Here is a 10850-nt window from a genome sequence, read left to right on the forward strand (position 1 = left end):
TAAATACACTATTGAATCTCTAAATCTTTTATTGCTTTGATGAGTAATGCCTGCTTAAGACATTGATGTATTTCTAACTAAGAATTTAACAATAAGGGTGCTTATGCCAGTCTGGTACATGAGCTTTCAAAAAAACTTTTATAGGCGTTCAATATGAATACTTCATCTTCAGGTTCGGTATTGAGAACGATTCTAGCAGTCATTGCCGCTGTTTTCGGTGTAGGACTGCTGATTGGAGGGATTTATCTTGCAGTGCTGGGTGGGTCTTGGTACTACATCATTGCAGGTATACTCTTTATTGCAACCGCAGTGCTGTTATATCGACGAAAGAGCGCTGCACTCCTGGTTTATGCCGTATTCGTTTTGGCAACGGTGGTGTGGGGGCTGTGGGAAGTCGGTTCAGATTTCTTTGCACTTGCGCCGCGTTTGGATATTTTAGGTCTGTTTGGTCTGGCTCTGCTGATTCCGGCGGTAACACGCGGTTTTGATCAAAGCAAAGGTGCGAAAATTGCCCTAGGCAGTTCACTGGCCATTACCATCGCTGTCATGATTTATTCTGTATTTAATGACCCGCAAGAAATTCGCGGTGAATTAAAATCCAAGCAGCCTGCTGCCCACCAGCCAATCCCCGGTGTGGCAGATGAAGACTGGCCTGCTTATGGCCGTACCCAGTCCGGTTTACGTTATTCACCCTTAAAGCAGATTAATACTGAAAATGTCAAAGATTTGCAGGTGGCTTGGGAATATCACACGGGCGAATTCAAGACTGAAAATGACTCGGGCGAAACCACCAATCAGGTTACTCCAATCAAGGTGGGTGACAACATGTACATCTGTACCACTCACCAGAAATTGACTGCGCTTGATCCGGCAACTGGTAAGGCGAAATGGACCTATGATCCAAAACTAAAAGCTGATCATACCTATCAGCATTTAACCTGCCGTGGTGTATCTTATTATGATGTCAACAATACGGCTGGTTTTGAAACTAGTCTCGCTTCGAAAAAAAGCAGCTCTGCTGAATGTCCACAAAAAGTCATTTTACCGGTCAATGATGGGCGTCTGGTTGCGGTAAATGCAACCACCGGTAAAGTCTGCTCTGACTTTGGTAAAAATGGTGAAGTTGATCTGCAAAAAGATATGCCATTCCCATATCCGGGCGGTTATATTCCAACCTCACCGCCTGTAGTAACCGGCACCACCATTATTATTGCGGGTTCAACCACAGATAACTATTCAACTGAAGAACCGTCAGGTGTGATCCGTGGTTATGATGTCAATACCGGTGAACTGCTTTGGGTATTTGATACAGGTGCTGAGGATCCGAATTTAATTCCTGCACCGGGTCAGAAATTTGTACATAACTCTCCAAATGCTTGGGCACCTTTGGCCTATGATGCAGAGCTGGATATCGTCTACGTGCCAACGGGTGTCGGTACCCCGGATATTTACGGTGGTCACCGTACCGAGTTAGACGAGCGTTATGCCAACTCGATGCTGGCCTTGAATGCGACGACCGGTAAGCTGGTATGGAACTTCCAGACTACCCATCACGATTTGTGGGATATGGACGTACCTTCACAGCCGACATTGACCGAGATCAAAGACAAAAACGGGAATATGATTCCGGCTATTTATGTCTTGACCAAAACCGGGAATGCTTTTGTGCTGGATCGTCGTAATGGTAAAGCCATTGTACCGATTACCGAAAAACCGGTACCACAATCTGTGAAGCGTGGCCCTCAGACCAAAGGCGAGTTCTATTCTAAAACTCAACCGTTCTCTGATTTTAATCTGGCGCCACAAGAGAAATTGACCGATAAACAGATGTGGGGTGCGACCATGTTCGACCAGTTGGTCTGCCGTGTTGCGTTCCACAAACTGAATTACGATGGCATTTATACCCCACCTTCTGAAAATGGGACGCTGGTCTTCCCGGGTAACCTGGGTGTGTTTGAATGGGGTGGTATGTCGGTGAATCCGGACCGTCAAATTGCACTGACCAATCCGATTGGCTTGCCATTTGTATCAAAACTGATTCCTCAAGATCCGAACCGTCCTAAGACGGCTAAAGGTGCAGGCACAGAAGCCGGCGTTCAACCGATGTATGGCGTGCCTTATGGCGTTGAAATCAGTGCGTTCCTGTCTCCGTTTGGGCTGCCGTGTAAACAGCCATCATGGGGCTTTGTTGCAGGTGTGGATTTAAATACTCATGAAGTGGCCTGGAAACGCCGCATCGGTACCATTCGTGACAGTATGCCGGGCATCCCATTGCCACCATTCAAAATGGGTGTGCCGATGCTGGGTGGACCTATTTCAACTGCGGGTAACGTAATGTTTGTGGGTGGAACTCAAGATAACTATATCCGTGCCATTAATGTGAACAACGGTGATGAGTTGTGGAAAGGCCGTCTACCTGCAGGTGGTCAGGCTACACCAATGACTTATGAAGCCAATGGCAAGCAGTATGTGGTCATTATGGCGGGTGGTCATGGTTCCTTTGGTACCAAAATGGGCGACTCTCTGGTGGCTTATGCCTTGCCAGACAATAAGTAACTGACTCTCTGTTGTTGTATGGAAAAGCCTGATTCGTCAGGCTTTCCCATCAGTTTTTTTATAAACCTTTAGAATATTAAAGAAAATCATGTGGGCTGCACGATATTGAATGAAGTAAACAAAGATTTTGATAAATTGCTTTGATAGGTGACTTCTATTGACCACGCAGCTTAAAACTAAAATTTCTACTTGTAATCTGATCAAGCAAACTCGATCTACTGATCATTGAAGATCAAACCGGCTTATAGAATTAATCATGTGATGTGCTTCGGCAGCTTATGAGTTTTCTAAGTCATAGAGATAACTGGAACCTACAAAATATGCAGCATCAATTTCGACATCTCCCTGTAAAAACCACATTATCCTGTTTAATCGCCTGTATGAGCCAGACGCTGTATGCTGAAAATACTGCTACAGAAGTGCAAAAACTTGCGCCTATTATTGTGCAGGCGACCCGAACTGACCGGGAGAAGTTGAGCACGCCTGCATCGGTTTATTATCTGGAGCAGGCACAACCAGAGAACAGCCTGAATGTGAACCTTTCGGAAACATTAAAAGGTGTTCCAGGACTGCAGTTAAATAACCGTGAAAACTATGCTCAGGACCTGCAAATTTCGATGCGTGGCTTTGGTGCGCGCTCCAGTTTTGGTGTACGGGGTGTACGTTTATATGTGGATGGAATCCCTGCAACAATGCCGGATGGACAGGGACAAACCTCGAATATTGATTTGAACAGTCTGGACCATATTGAAGTATTGGGTGGTGGATTTTCATCACTGTATGGCAACTCTTCCGGGGGAACGATTTTAACCACCACGCGAGAGGGGCAAGGTACCGACTCGATTGAACTGGGTCATTCTGCCGGCAGTCAAAATAAAGGGCAGACCAAGCTAGTTTTGCAAGGCGGTTCAGAAAATGCCAATGAGCCGAGCTATATGATCAGTTCGTCCTATTTTGATACCGACGGTTTCCGGGATCATAGCGGCGCGCATAAAGTCCTGAGCAATGCCAAGCTGACTTGGGACCTGGAGGACGGCTCTAAAATTAACTGGATTAATAATTACGTTAAAATTGCTGCGGATGATCCCGGTGGGTTGACTCGCGAACAGTGGCAAGCCAATCCTAAACAGGTCGCTACGAATGTCCTTTTATATAATGCGCGTAAAGAAATCGAACAGCTACAAACCGGGATGACTTGGAATAAACCGATTAATGATCAGCATGAACTCTACGGGATGGCCTATTGGGGACAGCGTGCAGTTACCCAATATCAGTCAATTCCGCGTACAGCACAAAGTGGAGTCAATCATGCCGGTGGCGTAATTGATTTTGACCGTCATTTCTACGGTGCTGACCTGCGCTGGACAGCTAAAGATATTTTGCCAAATGCTAATCTGATTGCCGGTATCGCCGTGGATACCATGACCGAAGACCGTAAAGGCTATCAAAACTTTTCAGGCAATACCTTGGGTGTAAAAGGTGAACTTCGCCGGGATGAAGACAATCGCTTGTGGAATCTTGATCCATATCTGCAAGCATCCTATGCATTCTTGCCAGACTGGACGCTGGATGCCGGCTTGCGTTATAGCAATGTGCATTTTAAGTCTGAAGATAAATTCCTTTCCAATGGCGATAATTCAGGCAAAACCGATTATCAAAAATTATTGCCATCTTTAGCATTAAGCTGGAAAATCTTACCTGAGCTGATGGCCTATGCCAGTTATGCCCAAGGCTTTGAAACCCCAACATTTACCGAAATGTCTTATCCTGCAAATACTGCTGAAAACCGCAGCTTAAGTTTAAAAGCAGCGGAAAGCGAAACCTATGAAGTCGGTTTGAAATCTGCCAGTGAGTGGGGAGATGTCACCGTAGCAGCCTTCCAGACCAGGACGAAGAATGACATTGTTTCTGCAGGGAGTGACAATGGTCGCTCTACTTTCCGTAATGCCGATAAAACTTTAAGAGAAGGTGTGGAACTCTCCTGGAACAAAAACCTGTGGCGCGATCTGACTGCACAAGCCAGCTATAGCTATATTGATGCCACTTTTGATGCAGATATTCCTGCTATAGGTACTGTTCCTGCCATTACAGACGGGAACTATATTCCAGGGATTGCCAAAAATCAGGCATTTTTAAGTCTGGGCTGGAAACCAGATAATGGTCTACACATTGGACTCGATATTCGTTATAGCGACAAGATTTATGTGAATGATTTAAATTCTGATACTGCACCAAGCTACACGGTCGCTGGCGCCAATGTGGGTTATCAATGGAAAATGCCGGATTGGTCAGTGAATACTTTTGCACGGGTCGATAACCTGTTTGATAAAGATTATTCTGGTTCGGTGATTGTCAATGAAAGCAATAGCCGTTTCTTTGAGCCGGCAGAAGGGCGGAACTGGAGCGCTGGTCTGAGTGTGACAAAAGAATTTTAATTCAGATGGTTCACTGTTCCTAAATTAAAAATAAAAAGGTCCCGTTATATCAGCGGGATTTTTTTAAATCTTGCTCACCACTAGTGCTTGTCATACTTATATGCAAGCGTCCAATAACGTAGTTTTTTGCAAATATCAAATAAATGAACTAATCACCAACAGTCTTTGCCTAACTTAATAAACACTTTATATTTTGCTTAAAAAAACAACTCAAACCTTATACTGTTTTTCAGGTAATTCACCTACTTTATAAAGGCAAATTTAATCGATAAAACGTTAAAGGGTGCCATTATGAAAGCTATTCAAATGAAGAAGATGATGAACTGTGTTGCGGTCAGTGGTGCATTAATCTTTGCTGCAGGCCAGACGATGGCAATGAACCAGCAAGCTACGCACGCTGGGAAGCAGCATTCTGCAGTATCGAGTGACAGTCGTGTAAATTTGACTGAAGGTCAGGTGATCAAGGTATTAAGCACAGCCAATAATGGTGAGATTAAGCAGGCTAAAACCGCATTGCCAAAACTGAAAACGCAAGAAGCCCGTAATTATGCACAAATGATGATTACTGATCATACAGCCAATGAGAAAAAAGCTCAGGCCCTGGCAAATCGTTTAAATCTGAAGCCACAAACAAGCAGTATCAGTACATCATTGCAAAATGACAGCGACAAGATGGTGACTATGCTGAGTCGATCAGCTACTCCGGATAAAGACTATATGACCAGTCAGGTAGAAGTTCATCGTAAAGTAGTGACCATGCTAGACAAGCAGTTGATTCCGAATGCTAAAAATGCAGAATTAAAAAATATGCTGACCCAAACCCGTACTGCGGTCGCTGCGCATCTGAAAAAGGCTGAACAGATCGTTGCCAAGATGAAATAACTTGAAACTCATCCTTTGATTGGGAAATCTGGCATTGATCATGCCAGACTTTTCCCTTAATTGTGCTTTATAAAAAATCCCGCTTTTTAAGCGGGATTTTTTAATATAGAGGTTTTTAAAAGATGAATCGAAAGAATCTGGAAAATACTAGATTGTCTGCTGATTTACCCGCTTTGATAATTCTTCGGCACTTTCCATCCGTTCAGAATATCGATCGGTGAGATAAGCAGACTGACCGCGGGTGAGTAGAGTGAACTTGTAGAGTTCCTCCATCACATCCACAATGCGGTTGTAATAAGGTGATGGTTTCATGCGACCATCTTCTTCAAATTCAAGGAAAGCTTTCGGTACAGAAGACTGATTTGGAATCGTGATCATCCGCATCCAGCGTCCTAAAACACGCAACTGATTCACTGCATTAAAGGATTGCGAACCACCACAAACCTGCATCACGGCCAGCGTCTTGCCTTGAGTCGCACGAATTGCACCGGCTGCCAGAGGAATCCAGTCAATTTGGGCTTTTAGAATCGAACTCATCGAACCATGACGTTCCGGTGAACACCAGACCATGCCTTCTGACCAGGCCAAAAGTTCATGCAGTTCTTTTACCTTAAGGTGGCTCGTATCTGCATCCTCAGGTAAGGGTAATCCTTTGGGATGGAAGATTCTGACTTCGGCGCCAAAATATTCCAGTATCCGGCCCGCTTCCTGAACAGCGAGCCGGCTGTAGGACCGTTCACGGTTTGAACCATACAGCAGCAAAATCCGGGGTGGATGATCCAGTGCTTTGGCCTGAACTTTGTCCAGCGTCGGTGTTTCTAGCAGATTCAAATTGATATTCGGGAGATCCATCGGGTTATGCCTCTTTAAACACTTTTTTTCTTAGCCATAATGAAACGCTGACCAGCGCAATCAGAACCGGAACTTCAACCAGAGGGCCAATCACGGTGGTGAATGCCACAGGGGACGCGAGACCAAAAGTGGCAATCGCAACCGCCAGCGCCAGTTCAAAATTATTACCGGCAGCGGTAAAAGAAATGGCCGCAGTTTTAGGATAATCATTGCCCATCCACTTGCTCATAAAGAAGCTGATAAAGAACATCACAATGAAATAAATGGTCAGGGGAATAGCAATTCTGAGTACATCCAGTGGCAGGCTGACCACATCACCGCCTTTAAGGCTAAACATGGCGACAATGGTAAACAGCAAAGCCAGCAGGCTGAGCGGACTGATTTTTGGAATAAACTTCGTTTGATACCATTCCAGACCTTTTTGCTTGACCAGAATCAAACGTGTCAAAAAGCCCAGCAAAAATGGAATCCCCAGATAAACCAGAACCGCGTGGGTAATCGTCCAGAAGCTGACATCAATCACCTGTGCTTCCACACCAAAATAAGGCGGCAAGAAGGTCAAAAACAGCCAAGCATAGCTACTGAAAAACAGGATCTGGAAAATACTGTTAAATGCCACCAGTCCGGCCACATACTGGTTATCGCCACAAGCCAGACCATTCCAGACCAGCACCATGGCAATACAACGCGCCAAGCCGATCAGGATGACACCCGTCATATATTCAGGATAGGATTGCAGAAAAATCAGCGCCAATGCAAACATCAGGCAGGGTGCAATCAGCCAGTTCTGAACCAGAGATAGGGTAAGTGTGCGTTTATCCTTAAATACCTGCGGCAAGGTGGCATAGTCCACTTTGGCAAGTGGTGGATACATCATGATAATCAGACCAATGGCAATCGGAATATTGACCGAATCAATACTCATCCGGTCTAAAGTAATTGAAGCCTGAGGAAAGAAAACCCCAATCCCGATCCCCAGCAGCATGGCGATAAAAATCCAGATGGTCAGATTCTTATCTAAGAATGACATTTTTGAAGCAGACATGATATTGGGCTCAGGATAATTCGCAAGGTGATGAAATGGTAGATTTTAACTTTTGAATTTCTGGATCTTGTGCGATGACTTTTAATACTTCATTTGCCCAGACCGGCAAATCAGGATTTAAACGGTAATAAACCCATTGCCCTTGGCGTTGATCTAGCAAAACGCCCAGATTTCTCAATAAGGCCAGATGACGGGAGATTTTGGGCTGGCTCAGATTTAATTGCTCTGTGAATTCACAGACGCAGACATTCTGTTTGGCCATGACCAGCTTTAAAATATCTAAACGTGTTGAATCGGCAAGACATTTGAAAAAATCGGTCTGGTGCATCACGATATCCTGATATATTTACTATTGCGAATATACGGATATCCGTATATAAAAGCAATATTGTGTATATACACTGAGAAAACTCATGTCTCAAAAGATCAAGATTTATCATAATCCTGAATGTGGAACTTCCCGAAATACCTTGGCCTTGATCCGCAATACCGGTGAGGAACCCGAGGTGATTGAATATCTGAAAACACCGCCGACCAAAGAAGAACTGATTCAGTTAATTCAGGATGCGGGTCTGTCGGTACGTGAAGCGATTCGTAAAAATGTAAAGCCCTATGAAGAACTTAACCTGGAAAGCAGCCATTGGATAGGTGATCAACTGATTGATTTCATGCTGCAATATCCGGTTTTGATCAATCGTCCATTTGTGGTGACTGAACTTGGTGTGAGATTGTGTCGACCATCAGAAATTGTTTTAGATATTCTTTCCGCTCCGCAGCGCGCAGCTTTTAGCAAGGAAGACGGGGAAATGATTATTGATGAAGCAGGGAAGCGGTTGAAATAGATCCCAGAATTTAAGCTGATCAATCAGATCATAAAAAAGCCACTGCAAGGGTGGCTTTTTATTTAAAGTTAAAATGGCTGATATCAGACATTTTAAGCGTCTCAGTATCTTAGTTTTTCTAACGAACCATAATGACATTATACTGCGACTCAACCGATGTCATTATGAGTTTAAGACGACTCAACCAGTGTTATTTTTGATAAATAATTTTTTAGACTCAAGATCCAAAACAAGGTAGAAAATTATTGATCTGTTATAAAAAAACGTTCAACAGATAACCAAGCTGATTGAGCAAATTCATTTCTATATTTGGACGGTTTCTCAGAAATTTTTTCTAGTAGCCATAGTTTTGCATAATTTTCAGCTGAACCTAGTATTAATGAAACGATTAGGTTTAACTGTAATTTCTTGAGTTTTTCCATTGAATATACAGACTTTAAATGCTGAAAAATTGCTTTATTCCTTGTCTTATTCTTTTCAGTCAATTCATCCTCATATGTACTCGTAGAAACATAATATCGGGCAGTAATTTGAAATCTCGCAAGTTCTACATTTTGTTCTATCCAATCAAGATAGCTATGGACAATTACAAAAATGAATTCTTTTATATTATTGATATTTTTAAAATATTTTTCTCTTTCAATCGCCTGATCATCTAATGCTAAAAAATATAAATTGGCGATAATTCCTTCTTTTGTACCGAAATGATAGTAAATCGCTCCAACACTGGTATCAGAATTTTCCCTGATTTGCTCAATGGTCGTGGCTTCAATACCATTTTGATTAAAAAGCTGTAATGTTGTTATTAAGATTTCTTTTTTTAATTGTTTTCGTCTTCCAGCGTAGTGCTTTTCAAAAATAGCAATGGTATTCATTTCAGACACAGAATTTGAAGAAAACAGAATCTTAAATGAATTATCAGTCACTTGACAATTAGTTAAAACAGAATAAAACTCAAAAACAGAACATAATTCTAATTTAAAAAATTGATGATAAAAAAGAGGATGTGTAGTGAGTACACTGAATATATGGGAAAAACTGTCATCTAAACCTGGCGGGAAATGGGCATTTTCGAAAGCGTTATGTCTTAAGGCACCTTACTTTGCAAGTATCAGTCCAAAATTTGAGGAATTGCGACCTGAATTTTGTAAAGTCAGTATTTCAAAATCTAGAAAAGTCACAAACCATTTAGGCACCGTACATGCCATTGCAATGTGCAATATGGCCGAGCTCTCAGGCGGTACGATGACCGAAGTGACAGTACCGTCTACGCATCGCTGGATTCCGAAGGGTATGACGGTTGAATATCTGAAAAAGGCGACAACAGGATTGGTCGCAACGGCCACACCTGCAACAACAATGGATTTAATCAAACCGAGTGAATATAAGGTCAATATTGAAGTCAAAGATCAGCTTGATGAAATTGTCTTTAAAGCAACCATTACCATGTGGATATCGGCGAAAAAGGCGTGATTTAGTTTTTTAATTCATGATCCATCAAAATAATAACTTGGAGTTTTAAGAAGATGACATCTCAAACTAGAATGCTGATTACAGGTTTTTTATCTGCAATACTTTATGGTATTTTGACGTATTATATTAACTATAGTGCTGATAATGTTTGGCTTTCTGCATTTACACAAGCTGTAAATAGTTTTATTGGCGGCTATTTGGTTGCGGGTTTAGTTGAATTTACTTACAGAAACGTTCCTGCGCCCTATAAATTTATTGTTTCGGCATTTGTTCCCTATGGTTCACTGATGATCCTCTATGCTTTCATTCATCATTATATTGGGACTAAACATGTTTTTTATACAATTCTACCGAACATATTAATTGGTTTTCCATATTTTTTCTTATATATTAATAAGTTGAATAAAAATAGCGGCACTGTTGCCAATATTCCACAAGGATAATAGATCTTATTTTAAAGAGGTAATAATGTACAGATAAAAATAAAAGTGGAAATCCCAAAAGATTCTCTTTTAGTTGTTAGAAGATCATATGGCCGCTGATAAATGAGAATTCTTAATGAATTAAGAATTCTCATTTTTGATACGTATAACGTCATCTCTTTTAAACAGCCTAATTTTTGAATTAGTTTTACCAAGATAATAAGGGTGAATTAAACCTTATTTTTGTAGGTTCGTTTGAATAGCCACCAAAATTCTAGACACACATAACCATCTTTTGATGGGCCTTTTCATAATCTAATGGAGAACGTTGTCCATTGGAACC

At 42.1% G+C, this 10850-nt stretch carries 10 protein-coding genes; 6 read left to right on the forward strand and 4 right to left on the reverse strand.

All coding sequences use genetic code 11. The features are described 5' to 3' along the window. Positions 1–153: 153 nt before the first annotated feature. The 3 genes from AY605_RS14690 (at position 154) to AY605_RS14700 (ending at position 5873) form a co-directional block, all read left to right on the forward strand. On the forward strand, positions 154–2556 hold the full coding sequence (locus AY605_RS14690) for a glucose/quinate/shikimate family membrane-bound PQQ-dependent dehydrogenase (RefSeq protein ID WP_064097113.1): 2403 nt from the start codon (positions 154–156) through the stop codon (positions 2554–2556). A gap of 320 nt (positions 2557–2876) precedes the next feature. Continuing rightward, positions 2877–4991: a TonB-dependent receptor gene (locus tag AY605_RS14695; protein WP_064097114.1), complete on the forward strand. Its 2115-nt coding sequence runs from the start codon at positions 2877–2879 to the stop codon at positions 4989–4991. Between the two features lie 291 nt (positions 4992–5282). Then, on the forward strand, positions 5283–5873 hold the full coding sequence (locus tag AY605_RS14700) for a DUF4142 domain-containing protein (RefSeq protein ID WP_064097115.1): 591 nt from the start codon (positions 5283–5285) through the stop codon (positions 5871–5873). Positions 5874–6020: 147 nt separating this feature from the next. On the opposite strand, the gene arsH is transcribed toward AY605_RS14700, so the two are convergent. The 3 genes from arsH to AY605_RS14715 are packed head-to-tail and all read right to left on the reverse strand — an operon-like array spanning position 6021 to position 8098. Continuing rightward, positions 6021–6725, reverse strand: coding sequence for an arsenical resistance protein ArsH (arsH, locus tag AY605_RS14705; RefSeq protein WP_064097116.1), 705 nt, complete (start codon positions 6723–6725; stop codon positions 6021–6023). Positions 6726–6729: 4 nt separating this feature from the next. Beyond that, positions 6730–7770 (reverse strand): ACR3 family arsenite efflux transporter, encoded by a 1041-nt coding sequence (arsB, locus tag AY605_RS14710; RefSeq protein ID WP_064097117.1) that lies wholly within the window; start codon positions 7768–7770, stop codon positions 6730–6732. Positions 7771–7780: 10 nt separating this feature from the next. Then, positions 7781–8098, reverse strand: coding sequence for a metalloregulator ArsR/SmtB family transcription factor (locus AY605_RS14715; protein WP_064097118.1), 318 nt, complete (start codon positions 8096–8098; stop codon positions 7781–7783). Between the two features lie 85 nt (positions 8099–8183). On the opposite strand from AY605_RS14715, the gene arsC reads away from it, so the two are divergent. Continuing rightward, a complete protein-coding gene (arsC, locus tag AY605_RS14720) occupies positions 8184–8612 on the forward strand; it encodes an arsenate reductase (glutaredoxin) (RefSeq protein ID WP_064097119.1) in 429 nt (142 codons plus the stop codon). Positions 8613–8854: 242 nt separating this feature from the next. On the opposite strand, the gene AY605_RS14725 is transcribed toward arsC, so the two are convergent. Continuing rightward, the gene (locus tag AY605_RS14725; protein WP_064097120.1) at positions 8855–9487 is read right to left on the reverse strand and encodes a TetR/AcrR family transcriptional regulator; all 633 of its coding nucleotides are present in this window, start codon (positions 9485–9487) and stop codon (positions 8855–8857) included. A 136-nt stretch (positions 9488–9623) separates the two neighbouring features. On the opposite strand from AY605_RS14725, the gene AY605_RS14730 reads away from it, so the two are divergent. Then, on the forward strand, positions 9624–10085 hold the full coding sequence (locus tag AY605_RS14730) for a hotdog fold domain-containing protein (protein ID WP_064097121.1): 462 nt from the start codon (positions 9624–9626) through the stop codon (positions 10083–10085). Between the two features lie 53 nt (positions 10086–10138). Further along, entirely contained in the window at positions 10139–10528 is a 390-nt protein-coding gene (locus AY605_RS14735) for a hypothetical protein (RefSeq protein ID WP_064097122.1), read from the forward strand. The last annotated feature ends 322 nt before the right edge of the window (positions 10529–10850 follow it).

The sequence above is a fragment of the Acinetobacter sp. SFD genome, assembly GCF_001647575.1.
Lineage (GTDB): Bacteria > Pseudomonadota > Gammaproteobacteria > Pseudomonadales > Moraxellaceae > Acinetobacter > Acinetobacter pecorum.

Bases quoted from the DNA above. Each gene is read 5' to 3' on its own strand.
- AY605_RS14690 (WP_064097113.1), top strand. From the start codon at position 154: ATGAATACTTCATCTTCAGGTTCGGTATTGAGAACGATTCTAGCAGTC.
- AY605_RS14695 (WP_064097114.1), top strand. From the start codon at position 2,877: ATGCAGCATCAATTTCGACATCTCCCTGTAAAAACCACATTATCCTGT.
- AY605_RS14700 (WP_064097115.1), top strand. From the start codon at position 5,283: ATGAAAGCTATTCAAATGAAGAAGATGATGAACTGTGTTGCGGTCAGT.
- arsH (WP_064097116.1), bottom strand. From the start codon at position 6,725: ATGGATCTCCCGAATATCAATTTGAATCTGCTAGAAACACCGACGCTG.
- arsB (WP_064097117.1), bottom strand. From the start codon at position 7,770: ATGTCTGCTTCAAAAATGTCATTCTTAGATAAGAATCTGACCATCTGG.
- AY605_RS14715 (WP_064097118.1), bottom strand. From the start codon at position 8,098: ATGCACCAGACCGATTTTTTCAAATGTCTTGCCGATTCAACACGTTTA.
- arsC (WP_064097119.1), top strand. From the start codon at position 8,184: ATGTCTCAAAAGATCAAGATTTATCATAATCCTGAATGTGGAACTTCC.
- AY605_RS14725 (WP_064097120.1), bottom strand. From the start codon at position 9,487: ATGAATACCATTGCTATTTTTGAAAAGCACTACGCTGGAAGACGAAAA.
- AY605_RS14735 (WP_064097122.1), top strand. From the start codon at position 10,139: ATGACATCTCAAACTAGAATGCTGATTACAGGTTTTTTATCTGCAATA.